At 62.0% G+C, this 23294-nt stretch carries 18 protein-coding genes and 1 tRNA gene; 12 read left to right on the forward strand and 7 right to left on the reverse strand.

The features are described from left to right. Position 1 precedes the first annotated feature (1 nt). From nuoL to AC1DX4_RS20905, 5 genes are all read left to right on the forward strand, one after another. Complete coding sequence (gene nuoL / locus AC1DX4_RS20885) at positions 2-1975, forward strand: NADH-quinone oxidoreductase subunit L (RefSeq protein WP_477222084.1); 1974 nt, start codon at positions 2-4, stop codon at positions 1973-1975. Then, positions 1975-3480: an NADH-quinone oxidoreductase subunit M gene (locus AC1DX4_RS20890; protein WP_477222085.1), complete on the forward strand. Its 1506-nt coding sequence runs from the start codon at positions 1975-1977 to the stop codon at positions 3478-3480. The genes nuoL and AC1DX4_RS20890 overlap by 1 nt, the downstream gene beginning before the upstream one ends. An 18-nt stretch (positions 3481-3498) precedes the next feature. Further along, complete coding sequence (gene nuoN / locus AC1DX4_RS20895; RefSeq protein ID WP_477222086.1) at positions 3499-4935, forward strand: NADH-quinone oxidoreductase subunit NuoN; 1437 nt, start codon at positions 3499-3501, stop codon at positions 4933-4935. Between the two features lie 5 nt (positions 4936-4940). Continuing rightward, positions 4941-5762 carry a biotin--[acetyl-CoA-carboxylase] ligase gene (locus tag AC1DX4_RS20900; RefSeq protein WP_477222087.1) on the forward strand — a complete coding sequence of 274 codons (822 nt, stop codon included), beginning with the start codon at positions 4941-4943 and terminating at the stop codon, positions 5760-5762. A gap of 134 nt (positions 5763-5896) precedes the next feature. Continuing rightward, a complete protein-coding gene (locus AC1DX4_RS20905) occupies positions 5897-7567 on the forward strand; it encodes a ribonuclease J (protein WP_475450239.1) in 1671 nt (556 codons plus the stop codon). A gap of 16 nt (positions 7568-7583) precedes the next feature. Here the strand turns inward: AC1DX4_RS20905 and AC1DX4_RS20910 are convergent, their stop codons facing one another. Next, on the reverse strand, positions 7584-8447 hold the full coding sequence (locus tag AC1DX4_RS20910) for an MBL fold metallo-hydrolase (RefSeq protein WP_477222088.1): 864 nt from the start codon (positions 8445-8447) through the stop codon (positions 7584-7586). A gap of 157 nt (positions 8448-8604) precedes the next feature. On the opposite strand from AC1DX4_RS20910, the gene mce reads away from it, so the two are divergent. Next, positions 8605-9009, forward strand: coding sequence for a methylmalonyl-CoA epimerase (gene mce, locus AC1DX4_RS20915; protein WP_477222089.1), 405 nt, complete (start codon positions 8605-8607; stop codon positions 9007-9009). Then, positions 9006-9290, forward strand: coding sequence for a DUF1467 family protein (locus tag AC1DX4_RS20920; protein WP_010910093.1), 285 nt, complete (start codon positions 9006-9008; stop codon positions 9288-9290). The genes mce and AC1DX4_RS20920 overlap by 4 nt, the downstream gene beginning before the upstream one ends. 489 nt (positions 9291-9779) lie before the next feature. Here AC1DX4_RS20920 and AC1DX4_RS20925 read toward each other — a convergent pair whose 3' ends face one another. Further along, positions 9780-12278 carry a caspase family protein gene (locus tag AC1DX4_RS20925; protein ID WP_477222090.1) on the reverse strand — a complete coding sequence of 833 codons (2499 nt, stop codon included), beginning with the start codon at positions 12276-12278 and terminating at the stop codon, positions 9780-9782. A gap of 216 nt (positions 12279-12494) precedes the next feature. Between AC1DX4_RS20925 and proS the strand changes: the two genes are divergently transcribed. The 3 genes from proS to AC1DX4_RS20940 are packed head-to-tail and all read left to right on the forward strand — an operon-like array spanning position 12495 to position 15786. Beyond that, positions 12495-13823, forward strand: coding sequence for a proline--tRNA ligase (gene proS / locus AC1DX4_RS20930; protein WP_477222091.1), 1329 nt, complete (start codon positions 12495-12497; stop codon positions 13821-13823). After that, complete coding sequence (locus tag AC1DX4_RS20935; RefSeq protein WP_477222092.1) at positions 13820-15106, forward strand: lipoprotein-releasing ABC transporter permease subunit; 1287 nt, start codon at positions 13820-13822, stop codon at positions 15104-15106. The genes proS and AC1DX4_RS20935 overlap by 4 nt, the downstream gene beginning before the upstream one ends. After that, entirely contained in the window at positions 15058-15786 is a 729-nt protein-coding gene (locus AC1DX4_RS20940) for an ABC transporter ATP-binding protein (protein ID WP_477222093.1), read from the forward strand. The genes AC1DX4_RS20935 and AC1DX4_RS20940 overlap by 49 nt, the downstream gene beginning before the upstream one ends. Before the next feature lie 187 nt (positions 15787-15973). On the opposite strand, the gene AC1DX4_RS20945 is transcribed toward AC1DX4_RS20940, so the two are convergent. Beyond that, positions 15974-16525, reverse strand: coding sequence for an STM3941 family protein (locus tag AC1DX4_RS20945; protein WP_477222094.1), 552 nt, complete (start codon positions 16523-16525; stop codon positions 15974-15976). A 702-nt stretch (positions 16526-17227) separates the two neighbouring features. Between AC1DX4_RS20945 and AC1DX4_RS20950 the strand changes: the two genes are divergently transcribed. Beyond that, the gene (locus AC1DX4_RS20950) at positions 17228-18478 is read left to right on the forward strand and encodes a site-2 protease family protein (RefSeq protein ID WP_477222095.1); all 1251 of its coding nucleotides are present in this window, start codon (positions 17228-17230) and stop codon (positions 18476-18478) included. 11 nt (positions 18479-18489) lie between these two features. Here the strand turns inward: AC1DX4_RS20950 and lipB are convergent, their stop codons facing one another. After that, a complete protein-coding gene (lipB, locus tag AC1DX4_RS20955; RefSeq protein WP_477222096.1) occupies positions 18490-19233 on the reverse strand; it encodes a lipoyl(octanoyl) transferase LipB in 744 nt (247 codons plus the stop codon). Between the two features lie 274 nt (positions 19234-19507). Between lipB and AC1DX4_RS20960 the strand changes: the two genes are divergently transcribed. Then, positions 19508-19592, forward strand: a tRNA-Leu gene (locus AC1DX4_RS20960). A gap of 85 nt (positions 19593-19677) precedes the next feature. Here the strand turns inward: AC1DX4_RS20960 and AC1DX4_RS20965 are convergent. From AC1DX4_RS20965 to AC1DX4_RS20975, 3 genes are read right to left on the reverse strand one after another with little or no spacing between them, the layout of a single operon-like run. Further along, positions 19678-21003: a sensor histidine kinase gene (locus AC1DX4_RS20965; protein WP_477222097.1), complete on the reverse strand. Its 1326-nt coding sequence runs from the start codon at positions 21001-21003 to the stop codon at positions 19678-19680. Next, the gene (locus AC1DX4_RS20970) at positions 21000-21767 is read right to left on the reverse strand and encodes a response regulator (protein WP_477222114.1); all 768 of its coding nucleotides are present in this window, start codon (positions 21765-21767) and stop codon (positions 21000-21002) included. The genes AC1DX4_RS20965 and AC1DX4_RS20970 overlap by 4 nt, the downstream gene beginning before the upstream one ends. Before the next feature lie 17 nt (positions 21768-21784). Beyond that, positions 21785-22654, reverse strand: a complete 870-nt coding sequence (locus tag AC1DX4_RS20975; protein WP_477222098.1) for a MipA/OmpV family protein — start codon at positions 22652-22654, stop codon at positions 21785-21787. Positions 22655-23294 lie beyond the last annotated feature (640 nt).

Below are 23294 nucleotides of genomic sequence, written 5' to 3' on the forward strand. Positions count from 1 at the left end.
CATGTATCAGGCCATCGTCTTCCTTCCACTGCTCGGCTTCCTGATCGTCGGCCTGTTCGGCAATTCGCTCGGAGCCAAGGCGTCAGAATACATCACCTCCGGTTTCCTGGTGATTTCGGCGGTGCTGTCGTGGGTTGCCTTCTTCAGCGTCGGCTTCGGCCATGGCGAGGTGTTCGTCGTGCCGGTGCTGCACTGGATCCAGTCCGGCGGACTGGACGTGTCCTGGGCGCTGCGCATCGACACGCTGACGGTGGTGATGCTGGTGGTGGTCAACACCGTGTCGGCGCTGGTTCACATCTATTCGATCGGCTACATGCACCACGATCCGAACCGGCCGCGCTTCTTCGCCTATCTGTCGCTGTTCACCTTCGCCATGCTGATGCTGGTGACCGCCGACAATCTGGTGCAGATGTTCTTCGGCTGGGAAGGGGTGGGTCTCGCGTCCTACCTGCTGATCGGCTTCTGGTACAAGAAGCCGTCGGCCAATGCCGCGGCAATCAAGGCCTTCGTCGTCAACCGCGTCGGCGATTTCGGCTTCGCGCTCGGCATTTTCGGCCTGTTCGTGCTGTTCGGTTCGGTCAATCTCGGCACCATCTTCGCCAATGCGGCAACGTTCATTCCGGCTGAAGGCGCGCCGCAAGGTGCGGCAGTCCTGACTTTCCTCGGCCATGCGCTGGACAAGCAGTCGGCGATGACCGTCGTTTGCCTGCTCTTGTTCATGGGCGCCATGGGTAAGTCGGCGCAGGTGCCGCTGCACACCTGGCTGCCGGACGCCATGGAAGGCCCGACGCCGGTCTCGGCGCTCATTCATGCCGCCACCATGGTGACGGCCGGCGTGTTCATGCTGGCACGGCTGTCGCCGCTGTTCGAGCTGTCGCATTCGGCGCTGACGGTGGTTACCTTCATCGGCGCTTTCACCGCCTTCTTTGCGGCGACCGTTGGTCTCGTCCAGAACGACATCAAGCGCGTCATCGCCTATTCGACCTGCTCGCAGCTTGGCTACATGTTCGTGGCGCTCGGCGTCGGCGCCTATGGCGCGGCGATCTTCCACCTGTTCACGCATGCCTTCTTCAAGGCGCTGCTGTTCCTCGGCTCGGGCTCGGTCATCCATGCCGTCTCCGACGAGCAGGACATGCGCAAGATGGGCGGCCTGCGGAAGCTGATCCCGACCACCTACTGGATGATGGTGATCGGCACGCTGGCGCTGACCGGCGTAGGCATTCCGGTGACCGTCATCGGCACCGCCGGCTTCTTCTCCAAGGACGCCATCATCGAGAGCGCCTTTGCCAGCCACAATTCGGTTGCCGGCTTGGCCTTCGTGCTGCTGGTCATTGCTGCCTGCTTCACCTCCTTCTATTCCTGGCGGCTGATCTTCATGACCTTCCACGGCAAGCCGCGGGCGAGCCATGAGGTGATGCACCACGTGCATGAATCGCCACCGGTGATGCTGGTGCCGCTGTTCATCCTGGCCGCCGGCGCGCTGTTTGCCGGCATCATCTTCCACAACTCGTTCATCGGCGAAGGCTACGAAGCGTTCTGGAAGGCGTCGCTGTTCACGCTGCCGGACAACCACATCCTGCACGAGATCCATGAACTGCCGCTGTGGGTCGAGCTGTCGCCCTTCATCGCCATGCTGATCGGCTTCGCGCTGGCCTGGAAATTCTACATCCGCTCGCCGGAAATGCCGGTGAACCTTGCCAAGCAGAATCGCGGGCTCTACGCCTTCCTGCTCAACAAGTGGTATTTCGACGAACTCTACGACTTCCTGTTCGTGCGGCCCGCCAAGCGCCTCGGTCATTTCCTGTGGAAGACCGGTGACGGCACCATCATCGACGGTCTTGGCCCGGATGGCATTTCGGCGCGTGTCGTCGATGTCACCAACCGCGTCGTCAAGCTGCAGACCGGCTACCTCTACCACTATGCCTTCGCCATGCTGATCGGCGTTGCCGCACTCGTCACCTGGATGATGCTCTGATGACCGCCTGGCCAATCCTCTCGCTGGTCACCTTCCTGCCGCTGGTTGGTGTGCTGCTGATTCTGTTCATCAGGGATGACAGCGAAAATGCGCGCCGCAACATCCGCGCCATCGCGCTGTTGACGACGACGTTCACCTTCATCATCTCGCTGTTCATCTGGACAGGCTTCGACAATTCGCAGGCCGGCTTCCAGTTCGTCGAGAAATTCGCCTGGCTCGACTCCGGCATCTCCTATCATATGGGTGTCGACGGCATTTCCATGCTGTTCGTCATCCTGACGACGTTCCTGATGCCGCTGTGCATCCTGGCGTCGTGGGAATCGATCGAGAAGCGCGTCAAGGCCTACATGATCGCCTTCCTGCTGCTCGAGACGCTGATGATCGGCGTGTTCTGCGCGCTGGATATCGTGCTGTTCTACGTCTTCTTCGAAGCCGGCCTGATCCCGATGTTCATCATCATCGGCGTGTGGGGCGGCAAGCGTCGTGTCTACGCCTCGTTCAAGTTCTTCCTCTACACGCTCGCCGGCTCGGTGCTGATGCTGCTCGCCATCATGGCGATGTTCTACCAGTCCGGCACGACCGACATCCCGACGCTGCTGACCCACCAATTCCCGGCCAACATGCAGACATGGCTATGGCTGGCCTTCTTCGCCTCCTTCGCGGTGAAGATGCCGATGTGGCCGGTGCACACCTGGCTGCCCGACGCGCACGTCGAGGCGCCGACGGCGGGCTCGGTGATCCTGGCAGGCATCCTCTTGAAGATGGGCGGATACGGCTTCCTGCGGTTCTCCTTGCCGATGTTCCCGCTGGCATCCGAGATGTTCGCGCCGCTGGTGTTCACCCTTTCCGTCGTCGCCATCATCTACACCTCGCTGGTGGCGCTGATGCAGGAGGACATGAAGAAGCTGATCGCCTATTCGTCGGTCGCCCATATGGGTTTCGTCACCATGGGTATCTTCGCCATGAACCAGGAAGGCGTGCAGGGCGCGATCTTCCAGATGCTCAGCCACGGCCTTGTCTCGGGCGCGCTGTTCCTGTGCGTCGGCGTCATCTACGACCGCATGCACACGCGTGAAATCGATGCCTATGGCGGCCTGGTCAACAACATGCCGAAATACGCCACCGTGTTCCTGATCTTCACCATGGCCAATGTCGGCCTGCCGGGCACATCCGGCTTCATCGGCGAGTTCCTGACCATGCTCGGCGTGTTCCGGGTCAACACCTGGGTGGCGTTCTTCGCCGCCACCGGCGTCATCCTCTCGGCGGCCTATGCGCTCTGGCTCTACCGCCGGGTTATCTTCGGCGCGCTGACCAAGGACAGCCTGAAGGGGCTGCTCGATCTGTCGACGCGCGAGAAGGTGATCATCTACCCGCTGGTCGTGCTGGTCATCTTCTTCGGCGTCTATCCCGCTCCCGTCTTCGACGCGACGGCCCAATCGGTCAAGTCGCTCGTCACCAATGTCACCGCATCCATCGGCGCCGCGCAGACCGCGGCGGCGAACTGACCAGAGGTTTTGCGAACCATGACGCCGGACCTTCTCTCCAGCCTGTCGCTCTCGACGCCCGAGCTGATCCTTGCCATCGGCGCGCTCGCGCTGCTGATGGTCGGCGCCTATTCGCGCGCCAACACCGCCAACTTCGTTACGGGCCTTGCGGTGGCCGTGCTGGTGGTCGCCGGCTTCTGGCTGATCTTCCAGACCGGGCAGGGCAGTGCCTATGGCAACGCCTTCATCCAGGATTCCTTCTCCCACTTCATGAAAGTGCTGGCGTTGGTCGGCTCGGCGGTGACGCTGGTCATGTCGATGCGCTTTGCCAAGGCGGAGCGTTTCGACAAATTCGAATATCCGGTGCTGATCCTGCTGTGCACGCTGGGCATGATGCTGATGATCTCGGCCAACAGCATGATCGGGCTCTATCTCGGCCTCGAACTGCAGTCGCTGGCGATCTATGTGCTTTGCGCGATCAACCGCGACAATCTGCGTTCGACCGAAGCAGGCCTGAAATACTTCGTCCTCGGCGCGCTGTCGTCGGGCATGCTGCTGTATGGCATCAGCCTGGTATACGGTTACACCGGCAACACCGGCTTCCAGGAGATCGCCTCGGCACTCGGCAGCGGCGAGCGTCAGCTCGGGCTGGTTTTCGGCCTCGTCTTCGTGCTGGCCGGACTTGCCTTCAAGATCTCGGCGGTGCCATTCCACATGTGGACGCCCGACGTTTATGAAGGCGCCCCGACGCCGGTAACCGCCTTCCTGGCGGCAGCCCCCAAGATGGCGGCGATGGCGCTGATCGTGCGCGTCACCATGGGCGCTTTCAAGCCGATCGCCGCCGACTGGCAGCAGATCATCGTCTTCATCTCGATCGCCTCGATGGCGCTCGGCGCCTTCGCCGCGATCGGCCAGACCAACATCAAGCGCCTGATGGCCTATTCCTCGATCGGCCATATGGGCTACGCGCTGGTCGGACTTGCCGCAAACAGCCAGGCCGGCGTGCGTGGTGTCGCCATCTACATGCTGATCTATCTGGTGATGACGCTCGGCACCTTCGCGTTCATCCTCGCCATGCGGCGCAAGGAAGGCAATGTCGAGCAGATCAGCGATCTGGCCGGGCTGTCCTCGACCAATCCGATCATGGCGACGATCCTGACCATCCTGATGTTCTCGCTGGCCGGCATTCCGCCGCTCGCCGGCTTCTGGGGGAAGTGGTACGTCTTCCTCGCCGCCATCAACGCGCATCTCTATGCGCTGGCGATCATCGGCGTGCTGGCCTCCGTGGTGGGCGCGTATTATTATCTGCGCATCATCAAGATCATGTGGTTCGACGAACCGGTCGGCGGCTTCGTGCCGATGGCCAGCGAACTGCGTGTCGTGCTCGGCGTCAGCGGCGCCTTCGTGCTGTTCTATGTGCTGATCGGCGGACCGATCGGCACCTATGCCGAAGCCGCCGCCAAGACATTTTTCTAGACGGGATGGCATTTCGGCTGGCCCCAACCTCGGCGTCGGAAGGGTTCCGGCTCGAGGCCCATGACAGCGTCGGCTCCACCAACACGGTGGCGCTGGACCACGCAAGGGCAGGCGACCCGGGCAGGCTGTGGGTCGTTTCCAAGAAGCAGGAAAGCGGGCGTGGCCGGCGTGGCCGTGCCTGGGTATCGCCGGAAGGCAATCTGGCGGCGACCTTGCTCGTCATCACCGGCGGCGAGCTTCGCCTTGCCGCGACGCTCGGTTTCGTTGCCGGCCTGTCGCTTGCCGACGCGCTCGACGCCGTGGTGCCGAAGGGCCGGATATCAATCGGCCTCGATGGCGCCAGCCAGGGGCATAACCGCTTCGAGCTGAAATGGCCGAACGACGTGCTTGCGTCCGGTGCGAAGCTCGCCGGCATCCTGCTGGAGTCGGCGATACTGGATGGTGGCCGCTTCGCGGTCGCCGTCGGCATCGGCGTCAATGTGGTGGCGCATCCACCGGATTTGCCGTATCCCGCGACATCGCTGCAAGCTCTGGGAGCGACATGCGACGCGGAAACGCTGTTCCTTGCGCTCTCGGATGCCTGGAGCGAGAATGCCCGCCTGTGGGACGAAGGGCGCGGTTTGGCCGCCGTCAGGCGGCGCTGGCTGGCGCGCGCGGCGGGGCTTGGCGGCGAGGTTGCTGTCAGAATTGACGGTAATGTGGTGCGTGGGGTGTTCGAGACCATTGACGAAGACTGTCGTTTCGTGATCCGCGACGATGAGGGGTCTGTTGTGACGATCGCAGCCGGCGACGTGCATTTCGGCGCGGTGGCGTCGGCTCGGGTTTAGGGCGGTTCATTGTTCGATATGAACAATGACGGCTATAACTGTTTGTTTCTGCGCAATTCCTGTGGGAAAGCCGGTACACGCTTTTCCTGGAGTTGCTTCAACGGCTTGGCCTGAGGGCCAGGAAGGGAAAAATCATGGCGAAAGCCGAAAACGCTGAACTCGTCTTCGTGCCGCTTGGCGGCGTGGGCGAGATCGGCATGAACTTCGCCCTCTACGGCTACGGCCCGCCGAGCGCACGCGAATGGATCGTCATCGATGTCGGCGTCACCTTTCCAGATGCCAGCCTGCCCGGCGTCGATCTGGTGCTGCCCGATACGCGCTTCATCGAGGAAAACCTCGCCAATCTGCGCGGCATCATCATCACCCACGCGCATGAAGACCATTATGGCGCGTTGCTCGACACCTGGCCGAAGCTGAAAGCACCGGTCTGGATGACGCCGTTCAGCGCCGGCTTGCTGGACGCCAAGCGGCAGGGCGAGCAGGGGGCACCGAAGATCCCGGTGACGATCTACCGGGCCGGCGAAAAATTCACCGTCGGTCCCTTCGAGATCGAAGCCATTCCGGTGGCGCACTCGATCCCCGAGCCGATGTCGCTGGCCATCACCACGCCGGCCGGCACCGTCATCCATACCGGCGACTGGAAGATCGATCCGGAACCGACGATCGGACCCAAGACCGACGAGGCGCGGTTCCGCGCCTATGGCGACAAGGGCGTTCTGGCGCTGATCTGCGATTCGACCAATGCGCTGCGCGAAGGCGAATCGCCTTCGGAAGTGGCGGTTGGCGAGGGGCTGAAGGGCGTCATTCAGAGTGCTGTCGGCCGTGTTGCCGTCACCACCTTCTCCTCCAATGTCGGGCGTATCGTCTCCATCGCCAGGGCGGCACGCGATGCCGGCCGCCAGTGCCTGGTGCTTGGCCGCTCGCTGAAGCGGGTCATCGATGTGGCCGATGAGCTCGGCTACATGGACGGCCTGCCGGAGTTCATCGCCGAGGAGGATTTCGGCTTCATCCCGCGCGAAAACTTGGTCATCATCTGCACGGGCAGCCAGGGCGAGCCGCTGGCCGCACTGGCGAAACTATCGCGTGACGAGATGAAATCGGTATCGCTGACGGCGGGTGACACGGTGGTGTTTTCCTCGCGCACCATTCCCGGCAATGAGAAGGCGATCCTCGAGATCAAGAACCGTCTCATCGATCTCGGCGTCAAGATCATCGAGGACGGCGATGCGCTGGTGCATGTCTCCGGCCATCCCCGCCGCAGCGAGTTGCGCAAGATGTATGAGTGGGTGCGCCCGCAGATCGGCGTTCCCGTGCATGGCGAGGCGGCGCATCTGGTGGCGCAGGGCTCGCTGATGTCGACCTCCGGCATCGGCCAGGTGGCGCAGGTGCGCGACGGCGACATGCTGAGGCTTGCTCCCGGTCCCGCCACCATCATCGACCAGGTGCCGTTCGGCCGCATCTACAAGGACGGCAGGCTGATCGGTACCGACCAGGCGATGGGCATTCGCGATCGGCGCAAATTGTCCTTTGCCGGCCATGTCGCGGTCAATGTCGTGCTCGACGACAAGTATGAACTGGCTGGCGACCCCGATCTGGTCGCCATCGGCGTCGCCGAGGCCGATGCCAGCGGCGAGACGCTTGAGGATTTGATGATCGATGCGGCCGTCGGCGCGGTCGATTCGATTCCCCGCCAGCGGCGAAAGGACCTCGACCTGGTTCAGGAAGCGGTGCGTCGCGCGGTGCGCGGCGCCGCCAACGAAGCCTGGGGCAAGAAGCCACTGGTGACGGTTTTCGTCACCAGGTGAGGACGACAGCGGTTCGCTACACGTTCAGCTGATAGCTGACCGGAAGCCAGCGAAAAGAACCGTTCGCCGATTCGATGTAGCCCAGGCCTGGAAATGGCATGTGGTGGCCGGCGACCAGCAGGCGCTGTTCCGCGGCCATCTTCAGCAGGCGCTTGCGGGTCTCGACGGCCTGTTCTTTGTCGTCATCGAAGTCCGCATGCCATTCGGGATGCTGGATGGACACGACATAGTGCAGGAAGGCGTCCGACCAGATCAGCAATTGCTGGCCGCCGCTTTCGACGAGAAATGCCAGCAGGCCGGGGGAATGGCCTGACGCATCGATGGCGGTAATGCCCGGCAGCACCTCATCTCCAGGCGCTATGAATGTTGCCCGGTCGGCCAGCCCGGTGCAAATCTGCCTGAACAGGTCACGGTTGGCCAATCTGGCCTCGCGAACCGCTGTTCCCTCGGTCCAGAAGGCGAATTCCGCCGCGCCGAATACATAGCGTGCCCGGCTGAAAACCGGTTCGCCATTTCTGACAAGCCCGCCGATGTGATCCGGATGGCCGTGCGTGATGACCACCACGCCAATGTCATCAGGCCCGAGCCCAAGGTCTTGCAAACAGTCAAGAAGTGAACTGCCTTCATCTCCGCATCCGGTGTCGAACAGGATCTTTTCGGAACCGGTGTCGATCAGTGTCGGGATGAAACAATGTTCGTACCGATCCGGGTCGATGAAGTTCGAGACCGCGAGTTCGAGCACCGAATCTGGCGACTGTCCGGCTGCGAAGGACGATGCAAGGTTGTCGCGAACATCGACGGCGTCGAGCAAGGCGGCAATCTTGAATGACCCGAGATCGAAGGTGAAAACGCGGGCGCGGGCAGGGCGGATATCGGACATTACTGCTTGTACTTTGCGGTTTCCGATTGGAATAGCCTGGATCGCGATTTGGAAGCTGAGGCCGAAGTGCGACAGTGCGCGCCTGGTGAATGGCTGTTGATCTCAGCCGATTTGACGTATGACGCGAGCCATTGGACAGAAGAGAGACAGCTCGCACATGCTCGGACGGCTGAACCATGTCGCGCTTGCCGTGCCGGATCTGGCTGCTGCTATTGCCGCTTACCGCAACACTCTGGGCGCCGAAGTGACGGAGCCGCAGGCGTTGCCGGAGCATGGTGTCACGGTGGTGTTCGTCAATGTAGGCAACACCAAGATCGAATTGCTGGAGCCGTTGGGTGAGGGCTCGCCGATCGCCGCGTTCCTGGCGAAGAACCCGTCCGGCGGCATGCATCATCTCTGCTACGAGGTCGACGACATCTTGGCCGCGCGGGATCAGCTCAAGGCCGCCGGCGCCCGCGTGCTGGGCGACGGCAACCCCAGGATCGGCGCGCATGGCAAGCCGGTGCTGTTCCTGCATCCGAAGGATTTCTTCGGCACGCTGATCGAACTGGAGCAATCATGAGCTGGGTTTCGTTCACCGCCCTGTTTTTCGCGACCTGGTGGGTGGTGCTGTTTGCCGTGCTGCCGTTCAGCGTCCGCACGCAGGATGACGATCACGACGTGACGCTGGGCACGGTTCCAAGCGCGCCGCGTGGGCCGCACATGTTGCGCGCGGTGATCCGCACCACCATCGCTACGGCGATCCTGATGGGCATTTTCTATGGCCTGACGCACGGGCTCGGATACAGCCTCAACGACATCCCGCACATCGTGCCGGATTTCGGCCAGACCCCGGCAAAATAGATTTCCGCGAGAGGGGCTCCGACGAGATCGAAGCGCTGCGGAGGGGGATCGAGATGCCGCCATTTTTGTGCCGGGCGCTAACTGACGCAAGGTCATGTAACCTGGCAATTCGCCGCGCTAACCAGATGATTGCACAAAAAAAATGCAAGGCACAAGGCCTTGCAATTAAACGCGTCCGATCTGTTTCCGTTTTCCGGCGGCAGCGAATAACCGCGCCTAGATCGCATCCTCCCAAGACTTTGACCGCGTAGGAGAGCAGATTTTTCTCCGCCCTCTCGGTTATCGCGGGACATTAGCCCAAGCCGAATGAAAATGTCACGAAGAATTTTGCCTCGAAACAGGCATTCTCGTGCTGCACTGCACAATAGTATGGCATGCTTTGCTTTCGAAACGACCACGGAGCCTTTGCGGCATGTCCTCAGTTGACGCGCGCTAAGAATTGGCGGCCAAATCCCAAGAGGTTGGGCTCTCCCGTACAGTCGGCTGACCCTATTTTGCGACGCCGGCCTCAGCCATCGCTTTCTCGACCATGCCGATCCAGCCTTCATTGGCACCCGGCAGGCGTCCTTCAGATTTCAGTCCGGTCAGCATGGCCAGCGCGGCCTTGAGATTTGCCGAGGGTTCAACGCCGGCGATTGCCAGCTTGTAGCGGCTGAAGGCGGCATCGACCGTGCGCTGTGCGTTGCCCGGATCGGCTTGCAGCTGCGCCTCGGCGATGACGAAGCCAGCCTGGTATTCCGCAGCCGCGCCGGTCTTGTCGCCCTTGCCCATCAGCACGTCGCCGATCCGGTTGTGGCCAACCGCGAGGTCACGCTGCCATTCGGCATTGTCGGGGTCGAGTTCGGCCAAATATTCCGCAATGGCCTGCGCGGAACGGCGGTCGGCGAGCGATCCATCAAGGTCGCCGGCCTCGGCGCGGGCGTCGGCGATCTTGCCCAGCGCGAGCTCGAGGTCACGCCGCCATAGCGTGTTGCCGGGGTCGCGAGCCACCAGCTTCCGCGCGATATCGACGCTGCGCTGGTAGGGTTCGAAAGCCCTGTCGTTGTGCCCGGTCAGCCGCTGCAGGTCGCCGATAGCGGTGAGGCTGACGGTGATGTCGCGCTGCAGTTCGGCGTCATCAGGCATCTTCTTCGCCAGCGCCTCGGTGATCTGCAAGGACACTTCATATTCGGCGATCGAGCCTTCGAGGTCGTTGGTAAGCCTGAGCGCCAGCCCGACCTTGGAATGGCTGACGGAGAGGTCGCGCCGAAAGCCGTCATTATCAGGCGCCTTCTCGACCAGGAATTCGGCCACCTTGAGCGCCGAACGGTAGTTCGCCAGCGCGCCGGGTCCGTCGCCCGAAACCCGCATGGCGTCGCCGATGCGGTTGAAGCAGACGGCGTAGTCGCGCAGATAGCCAAGCGTAGGCTCTTTATCGAGAATCGCCTTCATCGTGGCGAGAGCCTGCTGGTAAAGCGCGATCGCGCCGGCGGTGTCGCCCATCGCCTTCTTGACGTCGGCGACCTTGTTCTGCGCCACGGCAAGGTCGCGCTGGTGGTCGATCTTGTCGGGCTCGGCGGCCGCGCGTTTCTCAGCGGACCGGACCATCGAATAATAGGCTTTGCCGGCTTCCTGCAGATGACCGACGGTCGTTTCCAGCGTGCCGATCAGTTCCCAGGACAGTGTCTGCTGATAGCGCGCGTCGTCCGGTATCTGGAAACCTTCGACATCAGCGTAGAGCGCCACGGCCTTGCGATAGTCTTCAATGGCGAGGTCGTAACGCAACTGCGCCTGCGAAGCGCCGCCGGCTAAATAGTGCGTCGTTGCCTCGGACAGCGTACGCTCGATGAAGCGGTTTTTCAGATCGTCGCGCGACTTGCCGTCGATATCCGCCGCTTTGCCAAGCAGCGCACGTGCCTCGTCGAACGAGCCGAGTGCCAATTGCGCTTCGGCCTGTTGGCGCAGCGCCGTCACCTGCGGATCGGAGGAGGCGAAGTTGCGTAAATCGGCTCGCACCTTGATGAAAGCGTCGGCCGCTTCCTGGAGTTTCTGCTGGCGCTGCCCTGGCGCCATCGCCTTGCCATCGGAGGTGATAAGTGCGGCGTATAGCGGCGCCAGCGGCATGTCGGCGTGGGCCGCCACCGCCTCGACCTCGACGCGCAAGTCGGGCGTGACATCGGCCATGGCGAGCAGCAGACGATCGCGCTCGGGCAGGGCATCCTTGCTGGCCTGCGCGGCGAAGAAAAGCCGCGGCAAGCCGCTCTCGACATAGGGAAGCTGCTTGCCGCGCGACAGATCGTAAACCTGTTGCTGAACCAGCGTCAGCACAGAGCGTATTTCCAGCCCGTCGGTGGGCAGGAACCTGGCCAATGCGGCGGAAAACTCGGAATTGCCGGATGCGCCGTCAGACGCCGTCTGTCCGGGTGCCGCGGAGAAGGCGAACAGCACGTTTTCCGCCCGGCCCATGCGTCCAAGCCCGGGCTTGGCCTCGGCTTTAACCTCTGGCGCGATGGACACCACGCCGCGTCCTGCGTCGGAGTTGCGTTCTCCCGATTGGCCGAAAGGATCGTTGCGGCAAGCATCGAGCACCACGAGGCCGATCTTGCCGACCGCAGTCACGGTCTCACGCACCTCCTCAAGCGGAAGGGTTGTGGCCTTCAACCGGTCCAGCGAAGACGGATCAGCATCGACCGGCAGGAGACGGTTGTCGCCGGCGATCTCGACGCCATGGCCAGAGAAATAGATCAGCGCGACATCCGCGCCGGCAGCATCGTCGCGAAAGTCCTCCATCGCGCGGCGCATACGCTTCAAGTCGCGGTTGGCTTCTGTGGTGACGTCGAAGCCGAGTTTTTGCAGCGCCGATTCGATCGTGCGGCTGTCGTTCACCGCATTCTTCAGGGGACGCACGTTGCGGTACTCGTCGGCCGCTATGATGAGCGCGACCCGCCGCTCGGCGTGCGCCGCCGAGACGAAAAAGATCGCAAGGATGACTGCCAGGAAAAAACGCAATGCCCCAATCCACCCCGGTGGACAGCGTCCCACGACTTTTCGGCTCAAGCAAGCCGGCGCTATGTGGGCCGGAAACTGAGGGATTCCGGGCATGAGGGCGTCAATGTGCCGCCTTCGCCGGGTTTCCATTGTGCCTTGAAATGGCTATGAAGCCGGGTCAAGCAAGCCTGTGTCGCGCCGATTCTGGCGTGGCCGTTCTCATTCACGGACCAGTCCATGCGTTTGTCGCGCTATTTCCTGCCTATCCTCAAAGAAAATCCGCGCGAGGCCGAGATCGTCTCGCACCGGCTGATGCTGCGTGCCGGCATGATCCGCCAGCAGGGGCAGGGCAGCTTTTCCTGGCTGCCACTCGGCAAGCGGGTGCTGGACAAGGTCTGCCAGATCATTCGCGAGGAGCAGAATCGCGCCGGTGCGCAGGAAATCCTGATGCCGACCATCCAGTCGGCCGATCTGTGGCGCGAAAGCGGCCGCTATGACGACTACGGCAAGGAGATGCTGCGCATCAAGGATCGACAGGACCGCGACATGCTCTACGGTCCGACCAATGAGGAAGTGGTCACCGAAATCGTGCGTGCCTACGTCAAGTCCTACAAGGACCTGCCGCTCAATCTCTACCACATCCAATGGAAGTTCCGTGACGAGGTGCGGCCGCGCTTCGGCGTCATGCGCTCACGCGAATTCCTGATGAAGGACGCCTATTCCTTCGACCTCGATTTCGAAGGCGCAAGGGCTGCCTATAACAGGATGTTCGTGTCCTATCTCAGGACCTTCACGCGCATGGGCTTGCAGGCGATCCCGATGCGGGCCGATACCGGACCGATCGGCGGCGATCTCAGCCACGAATTCATCATCCTGGCCGACACCGGCGAGAGCCAGGTCTATTGCGATCGCGATTATCTGTCGCTCCAGGTGCCCGGCGAAAACACCGACTTCGCCAATGACGCCGAAATATCGGACATCGTCAAGACGTGGACGACGCCTTACGCCGCCACCGACGAGATGCATGATGAGGCGGCGTGGGACAAGCTCGGCGAAGCGGACCGGGTCTCGGCGCGCGGCATCGAGGTCGGCCACATCTTCCATTTCGGCGACAAATATTCGAAGCCCATGGGCGCCAAGGTGACCGGGCCCGACGGCAAGGATCATTTCGTCTCCGGCGGCTCCTACGGTATCGGCCCGTCACGGCTTGTCGCGGCGATCATCGAAGCCAGCCACGACGACAACGGCATCATCTGGCCCGACGCCGTGGCGCCGTTCGACATCGGCTTGATCAACATGAAGGTGGGCGACGCCGACTGCGACCGCGTCTGCGACGAGCTTTATGCCGCCTTCGCAGCCAGCGGCAAGGATGTGCTTTACGACGACACCGACCAGCGGCCGGGCGGCAAATTCGCCACCGCCGACCTGATCGGCCTGCCCTGGCAAGTGATCGTCGGTCCGCGCGGCGTGGCCGCCGGCGAGATCGAGATCAAGAATCGCAAGACCGGCGAGCGCGAAACACTGCCGCTGGCTGACGCGAAAAAACGCTTCGGTGCGGCCGCATGAGCGAGGCGGCGGCGGCAAGATCGGCGGGCGCCGGCCCGTTCTCCATCTTCGAACGCATGGTGGCGTGGCGCTATTTGCGCTCGCGGCGCAAGGAGACGGTGATCTCGGTGATCGCCTCGATCTCCTTCCTTGGCATCATGCTGGGGGTGGCGACGCTGATCGTCGTCATGGCCGTGATGAACGGGTTTCGCGCCGAGCTTTTGACGCGCATCCTTGGCGTCAACGGGCATCTGATCGTGCAGCCGCTCGATTCGCCGCTTGAGGACTACGCCCAGGTCGCCGGCCGCATCAACGGCGTGCCCGGCGTCAAATACGCCATCCCGCTTATCGACGGCCAGGTGCTGGCGCAAGGCAATGTCGGCGGCGGCACCGGTGCGCTGGTGCGCGGCATACGCGGTGAAGATCTCGGCAAGATCGCCATCGTCGCCAGCAACATCAAACAAGGCTCGCTCGCCGATTTCGATAGCGGCGAGGGCGTCGCCATCGGCAAACGCATGGCCGAGAATCTCGGCCTCACGCTCGGCGATACCATTACGCTCATCTCACCCGATGGCGACGTGACGCCGATCGGCACAACACCGCGCATGAAAGGCTACAAGATCGCGGCGATCTTCGAAGTCGGCATGTCGGAATATGACACGTCCATCGTCTACATGCCGTTCTCCGAAGCGCAGCTCTATTTCAACATGGATGGCCGCGCGCAGACGATCGAGATCTATGTCGACAATCCCGACGATGTCGACGCGCTGAAACCGAAAGTGGAAGAGGCGGCGCAGCGGCCTATCGACATGGTCGACTGGCGCCAGCGCAACGAGACCTTCTTTTCGGCCCTGCAGGTCGAACGCAACGTCATGTTCATGATCCTGACGCTGATCGTGCTGGTGGCGGCGCTCAACATCATTTCCGGACTGATCATGCTGGTGAAGGACAAGGGGCACGACATCGCCATCCTGCGCACCATGGGCGCGACGCGCGGTGCCATCTTGCGCATCTTCCTGATGACGGGGGCGGCGATCGGCGTCACCGGAACGCTCGCCGGCGTGTTGCTTGGCGTCGTCATCTGCACCAACATCGAATCGATCCGGCAATTCTTCTCCTGGATGACCGGCAAGGTGCTGTTCAATCCGGAACTCTATTTCCTCAGCCAGCTGCCGGCAAAGATGGATCCGCGTGAGACGACCTATGTCGTCATCATGGCACTTGGACTGTCTTTCCTGGCGACGGTGTTTCCAGCATGGCGGGCGGCCCGCCTCGATCCCGTCGAAGCCTTGAGGTACGAGTAGTGGCCGAGGTCATTATCGAGCTGAAGAGTGTCGAGCGGCACTATGTGCAAGGGCCGCGCAAGCTCACCATCCTGAACGGCGCCGATTTCTCGCTGAAGCGCGGCGAGATGGTGGCGCTGGTGGCGCCGTCGGGTACCGGCAAGTCGACGCTGCTGCACACAGCCGGCCTGCTGGAACGCCCCGACGCCGGCGACGTGATCCTGTCCGGCCGGGCCTGCGGGCGGCTGTCCGACGACGAACGCACGTCGATTCGCCGCAACGATGTCGGCTTCGTCTACCAGTTCCATCATCTGCTGCCGGAGTTTTCCGCTCTGGAAAACATCATGATGCCGCAGCTGATCAAGGGGCTGTCGCGCAAGGAAGCGGCGGAGCGCGCCGCACAGCTGCTCGACTATATGCAGATCGGCAAGCGTGCCTCGCACCGGCCGGCCGAATTGTCAGGCGGCGAGCAGCAGCGCGTCGCCATAGCGCGCGCCGTCGCCAACGCGCCGCTGGTGCTGCTAGCCGACGAGCCGACCGGCAACCTCGACCCGGTCACCGCCTCCTATGTGTTCGACGCGCTGGGCGCACTGGTCAAGCAATCGGGCCTCGCGGCACTGATCGCGACCCACAATCACGACCTGGCATCGCGCATGGATCGGCGCGTTACGCTGGCCGACGGCAAGGTCGTGCCGCTTTAGGGCATGTCGATGTTCGCTGCCGGAGTGGGTCCAACCTGGACAACCTCCAGCGAGATTTCCGCGAATATAGGTTGGCGTTCGGGGTCTGATCTCTCCGAGTGTCAATCAGCATCCCTCATTCAGGCCGTAACCCATAAACGTGAAGGGCAGAGATTGGTGGGTTTTAGCCCGCCCGCTTCTCGACTGATTAGGCGGCCAAGCGGGCAACGGGGGGTTGGCTCGGCTGCCTGTAACGCTCGATCGCTGACATAGCCTCATCGTAGCTACGGTCTGTGCCGGTCAGTAAAATGGTTATGGATACATTACCTCCGGTAAGCTTACTAACCAAACGAGCAGCTAATCCTTTGCCGGGGAAGTTGTTGGGATGGCGTAGATGTAAAACGATTCGCTTCAGCGCGTTTCGTGACCAGGTCGTTACGTCTGCTATCTCCGACCAGGGTATAGTTTTATCGGACCAAGGCGAATAGCGAATACCCGCCGCGTCGATACGCAATTGCTCCGCCGTCACGAACAATTTTGAAGTCCATTTTATCGCGGCAAACGGACCCACTATCACAGCAATCCAGCCGGCAATAAGTATTTTCCGATGAGAGTATTGGATAGTAGGGGTAGGCACAGCACCAAAGGCGCCTAACATCCACAGCCCTACGATAACAAAAGCTAATGAACCAAATGCAAGAAGTGCGCACCGCCAGCGTGACGGATACGCGACGAAACTGTCTGAGTGGGCAGCTAACATCACAACCTCATGGCAGCTAACGGGATTGTCGCACACCCGCCTTCCATCGCAGGCTATGCCCGTTTTTCGCGCGGTGGAAAATCGGTTCAACTTCAACTTTACTTGTTCGCGTGCTTGCTTGCGAATGCCGCCCGTCCTTTCCAACCCCGCGCCATCGCGGCCGACTGCTGCCGGACGGGTTCGCGGCGACGGCAAGGTGGTGCCGCTTTAGCAGGGCACGGCATACCCAGTTGATGCCCGGCTGCGAAAGGCGGCCTCCTGCGCTTCCGGTGTACCCGAAAGTACACTTCGTTCCGGTTCTCGGAGTCCACCATTCTCGACTCAGCCTGACCTAAATCTCGACGAGCCCTGGTCGGCGCTTGATGACCGGGCATTCGCCGCGTCAACCTTTCCTTAACCCTGCGGAATTGATCGCCGGCGATTCCGGAAATGCCCGGGATTGGGGTCGTTGACATTGAAACAAAATTAGAACAAATTGCGAACATATCAACAACAGGAGAGAGTTATGACCGATCTGGTTCAGGATGTCATCTCGCTGGTTTGCATGAGTGCGTTTCTCGTTTCCATGGCGATCTGGATCGGCGCCATGTGATTTGGCGGCTCTTGCCGCCGTCGTTCCCAGCGGTTGAACCCGCTTCGCCGTTAAGTCTTTCTTGCCGCCGCGGCGCTAGGGTGCGTCTCCAAGGCAGGAGCAACGTCCAGGTGTCTCCCATCGTCACGGCCATTCTGGTGGCCAGCAATCTCGGGCTGATCTTTCTCTTGATGACCGTGCCGCTTGGTTTGCGCACGGTCAGGGTCAGCCGCGTGGTGGCGATGGACCGCCAGCGCCTCTGGCAGGCGCTGTGGCCGCTTGGCAGCGACGCCGGCTGGTCCGGCGAGATCCTGTCGGCGCAGCCGCTGGACGGGGAGGGCGTGTCCCGCATCATGCTGTCGTGGGAAGGCCGCGACGGCAAGCCGATCGAACGCAGGGCGCGATTTGAAGACGTCGTCGAGGGCAGCCGCTTCGCCATGCGCGTCCTCGAGGATACCGCGCTCGATGTCTCGTTCTGGAAAGACTATCGCGAAACCGCCGAGCTCGTCCCCGAAGGCAGCGGCACGCGGGTGACGCTCAGCCAGACGGATCGTTACCGCGGCGCTGCCTTCCTGGTGTTTCGGTACTTCGCCATACGCCGCGAACTGTCCAAGCTGCAGCGTTGGGCGGTAACCGGGCAGTATCGCAAAGGCGGCTGGTTCGAGCATCCGCTGAGCCAGGTCGGCTTTGCCGTGCTGTCGGCGTTGATCCTGTGGCCGTTCTTCGGCCTCCACCTTGGCGGGCTGGCGCTGGCCGCTATCCTGACGTCGGTCGTGGCCTTGCACGAGCTCGGCCATATGGCGGCGTTCCGGCTGATGGGTCACCGCAAGGCGCGGATGATCTTCATTCCGCTGCTCGGCGGCATCGCCATTGGTGGCCGGCCCTATAACAGCCGTTTCGAGGTGGCCTTCGTGGCGCTGATGGGGGCGGGGTTCTCCGCGTTCCTGGTGCCTATCATCATCGCCGCCAGTGCGTTTGCGGGCGGCGAGGGGCACAAGGCCGCGGCCGCGCTGCTGGCGGCGCTGGCCGGCTGTGCGGCCCTGTTCAACATCGCCAATCTGGTGCCGGTGTGGAAATTCGACGGCGGCCAGGTGCTGCGCCAGATCTGCCCTGGGCCGATCGCACTGGCGCTGGCCTCGTTCTTCCTGCTTTCCGTCTTCCTGGCACTCGGCCGACAGGCAGGCTTCTCGTCCGGCTTTCTAATTGTGGCGGGAGCGGTCTTTTCGATCCTCAGCCTGCTCACTGTCGGCAGCGGCGTGAAGCCGCGCCACGAGTTGGAGCCGATCCGCACCGTTGATCGCTTAGCCATCGCCGGCGCGCTGCTGGCGGTGTTCACCATTCATGGCTGCGGCGTGTTGTGGGCCTCGGCGCAACTGCTTTGAACCCGAAACGGTCAACCGGCCTTGCGGGCCGCTTCGGCAGTCAAGGCAATTGCTGGGCCAAAGACATCCTCGAAGGCTGATTTCAGCGCCAGATCGAGGTCGGCCATCCCCAAGGGAAGACCAAGGTCGACGAGGCTGGTGACGCCGTGGTCCTGCACGCCGCACGGCACGATGCCTCCGAAATGGGAGAGGTCCGGTTCGACATTGATGGCGATGCCGTGAAAACTCACCCAGCGCCGGAGCCGGATGCCGATCGCCGCGATTTTGTCCTCCGCCGGCGAGCCGTCCGGCAGGGCAGGGCGATCAGGCCGCACCACCCACACGCCGACACGGTCCTCGCGGCGCTCGCCGTGCACGTTGAAGGCGGCGAGCGTGCCGATGATCCACTGTTCGAGTGCGGCGACGAAAGCGCGCACGTCTTCGCGCCGCCGCTTCAGGTCGAGCATGACATAGGCGACCCGCTGGCCGGGCCCATGATAGGTGTATTCACCGCCGCGTCCGGCCGAAAAGACCGGAAAGCGGTCGGGATCGATCAGGTCCTCGATGCGGGCGCTGGTGCCGGCGGTGTAGAGCGGGGGATGTTCGACCAGCCAGACCATTTCGCCGGCGGCCCCGCTGCGGATCGCCTCGGCACGCGCCTCCATGAAGGCCAGCGCCTGGGGATAGGCGGTAAGGCCAGGCTGGGTGCGCCACTCGACCGGTGCTGAGCCGGGCAGGGGCAGGAACGACGTGGCAATCTGGCTGCGTTCTGTCATCACGGCTCTCGACCGCGGCGCGTCATGTCAAATGCGCGATACGCCCTGGGTGTTTGTCTTTCATGTCGTAGTCCCGAAACCACTCGGTGCCCTTGAACGACATGCCTAACCCTTCATATGGCGGCAATCGGCCAAAACGTCCAGTTCGAGGGGCGTTTCAAGCGTCTCGACCGTTATGCCAAAATGACTGGCGATTATTGCGTGTCGCGCACTTGTTTCGCCGGAAACGATTTGCTACACGCCGCGAGCCGGTTGGTTCCGGCTCCTACCACGTGCGGTCGTGGCGGAATTGGTAGACGCGCAGCGTTGAGGTCGCTGTGGGGCAACCCGTGGAAGTTCGAGTCTTCTCGACCGCACCAATATCTCCTGAAGCAAGCCTTCGGACGCCTTGAAACCACCTCCGGCAATCTGGCGATAATCAGACCGAGCACGGCGCCTGCCATCCTACAATGGCTGGACCGTTGGTCCGTTCGGCAGTTCGACGGTAACGACGAGGCCGGTTGGCTGGTTGTCGTGCAGCTCGATCTTGCCGCCGTGGCCCTGGATGATGTCGGCTACGATCGAAAGGCCAAGGCCGAAGCCGTGCTTCGAGGCAACGCCGCGTGACATGTCCTCCTTGAAGAAGGGTTCGAAAACGCGGGAGCGCGCCGTCATCGAAATGCCCGGCCCATCATCGCCGACCGCGATGCGCGCCGCCGTGTCGGTCTGCGTCAATGCAACGGTTACATTGCCGGCGAATTTGACCCCATTGTCGCACAGGTTGGTGATCGCACGCGCCAGCGCATTGGGTTTGCACCAGCCCAGAAGCCTGTCCGGTCCGGAATAGGAAACCGAAAACCCGACATCGGAGAATTCGGCACAGACGGTTTGCAGCACGCTGGCAATGTCGGCCCGCTGCAGCTTCTCGGTCGAGACATCGTTGCGCAGATAGGTCAGCGTCTCGTCGATCAGATCTTCGATGTGCTGGACATCGGACAGCAGGGCGGTTCGAACGGGGCCATCCTCCATGCGCTCGGCGCGAAGCCGCAGCCGCGTCAACGGCGTGCGCAGATCATGGCTGACGCTGCGCAACATGCGGGTGCGGTTTTCGATCATCGTGCGGATACGCGCCCGCATCCTGTTCAGCGCGCGCGTCAGGCCAACCATTTCGATGGAGCCGTGTTCGGCGAAAAGCTCGTTGCCATTCTCGATCTCGGCCTCTCCCACCGCCGCCGAGATGCGCTTCAACGGATCCGTCACGGCCCATACCGCAAACAGCCAGATCAGGATGGGCAAGGCGACGAAAGCCATGAACCTGTAGAACGAGGCACGCACGAAGCCTGACGTGAGCCAGGAATCGGGCATGCCGAAATCAGCCAGGACGCTCTGCTGGTCCAGATCGACGACAAACGCGTCTTGATCGCCGATCCTCATCCAGCGTCCATCAACGGCCCCCCTGTCCATTCGAAGGAGCCATTCGATGCTCCGCCATTGCAGATAGGAATATGGGATTGCGCTGATCTGTTGCCTGGGCAGGATCTTGAAATCAAAGCCGGCACGCGTCGCCGAAGCGAGAGTTGCACTGCGCGCTTCGGTCGGTGTTTCGCGCAACAAGGCAGCGACAATGGCGGCTCGCCTGGCGCTGTCTTCCACAACGGGAAGGTCGACATTCTCTATCAAACCTTCGACGACCGATCCTACGGACATGATCGCGATCACCGCGATGAAAATCATTGCCGCGAACTGCCCGCGCACCGACTGGGGCAGGAAACGGCGGACCAAACCCGTCACGCTTCCTCCACCGTCGCGGTGAAGATGTAGCCGCCCAGCCGAACGGTCCTGAGAAGCACCGGATCGCGCGCATCCTTTTCGATCTTCTGGCGGATCCGGCTGACATGGACATCCACGCTTCGCTCGATCGGGCCGGCAAGCCCGGCATGGGTGACGCTGAGAAGTTCCTCGCGTGACAGAACCCGGCCGGCATTGCGGCAAAACGCCAGCAACAGATCGAATTCATGCGTCGTGGTCGCAACCCGCGCGTTGCTCGGATCGTGCAATTGCCGGCGAACGGGATCGAGGCGCCAGCCGTTGAAGCAAAGCACCTTTGTCCGGTCCCGCTCGTCGGGGGCGTAAGCCGTGCGCCGCAGCAGCGCCCGTATCCTTGCCGTCAGTTCGCGCGCGCTGAACGGTTTTGTCACGTAGTCGTCGGCGCCGATCTCCAGTCCGAAGATGCGGTCGATCTCCTCGCCAAGGGCGGTCAGCATCAGGATCGGAACGTTCGTTTGCGCGCGAAGCCTTCGGCAGATGCTGAGGCCGTTTTCACCCGGCAGCATGATATCGAGCACAATCAGATCGAATTTCTGGGTGCGAAGCGCGGCGTTCATGCGGGTGCCGTTGCCGGCGACTTCCACGATCATGCCGTTTTCCGTGAGCGTCTCGCCCAGCATGCGCGCGATCTCGATATCGTCTTCGACAATGAGGATACGCGACCCTTGCCTCGGCGATTTGAACTCAGCGTTCAAATCGATCCGGCTGGAGTCTGCCGCTGCCTGCATTGCTGAATGTGTGGGCATTAAAACCGATATCCGACAAGGAGCATCCCCGAGGGCTGGACTTTGTCGACGACAACAGGGCTGTCGGCGGCGTCCCCCACAAGAATGCCGACCCCCGCCTGGCCACGCACCATCCAGTTCTGATTGAGCATATATGTGGCGGAGATCGAAAAATCGGTGCGCTTCAACCCGGCGCCGGCATCATAGCGCGCCAACCCCGAGCGAGCCGCTTGTTCGGGCGTGACGCCAAAATAGGCCTGCATGTAATTTTCGTCGGCGAAGACGACCGATGCGCTGGCGCCGACCATCAACGATTGGGACAGCGGCTGGTTCACCTCGATGCCAATCGTGCCCTGCAGGCCATCGCTGCCGCCGATGGTCTTGTCCAGTTGTGCGAAGATTTCCGCCGGGCCGAACTTCACTGCCGCCTTGGCGCCGACGACCGCGCCCATGTCGACATCCCCCAGGCCGCGCAGATGATCGGAATCGTCTTCCTTGCGGCCCATGTCATAGCCAAGCCGCGCACTGAATTCGAACGGCCCTTGTTCATAGAGGGCGATGTTGGCGCCTGTCGGATCGATCGTCACCGTGTCGAGGAATGTCGCCGATACGAAAGGCACCGGTATGACCTTGAACTCGTTGCTGCCTTCGTATTTGGGGGCGATGATGGCGCCACCGCCAAGGACGACATGCCAGTCGCCCAGTTTCTGTTCGAAGCGCCCGAAACGGGAAGGCTCGGGCGGCGGGGTCAAATCCCCATTTTCGACGGCATCGGTGTCGACGGCAATGGCGTCCGCTGCCAGCACGATCCCCGAATGCGTTGAAAACAGGATTGCCATCGCCGCGAGGGAGGCCCTGCCGGCGACCATTCCAGAAATCATTTTGAACATGCATGCTCCAGAGCAGCGAGGCAGTAAGAGCCCCTGATGCTCGGACTATTTCAGGTGAAAGTGGCTGCATGCGTGAAGTGATGTTAAGTTTTGTTGCGCAATCTTGGTCTGATCTTGTCGCCTGTGCGGGCGCGCCGAAACCGCGGGAGCGTCAAATTGGGAACCTTGGTAGCTTCAGGATTTGCGCCCTGACCAGAATATTGCGGCCATGCCCACCAGTACGGCAAGGCTACCCAACGCTAAGATCCGCCAGTCCATGTCTAGTGCTGGCTGCGACATCTCGTGAGCGAATTCTATTAGATTCCCCATCCGCTCAGGCTACCAGAATCCAATGTGAAAGGCAGCCGCAGTCCGCTGCTCGCGAACAAGAATCGCTGCCGAGAAGATGGCGGGCGTTCTTTTCGACCAACTAAAGTTCATCGATGGCTGGCCGTCTCCTCAGCCGAGCTGAGGCCGTCACTGTTTTGTTATTTGTGGTTGCTCGCAGCTCGCTTGACAATGCGATCAAGGCTACGGCAAGGGTCGCCTTGAGGGTTTTGGCGAAGGGGAGATACCATGAAGAAGATTTATGTGAAGCCGGTGTTCGCAAGGCGCGAGAAGCTGTCCGCCGTAACGGCGGTAGCTTGCCCTAGCTCCGGTT

The organism is Mesorhizobium sp. P3_A8 (assembly GCF_056402995.1).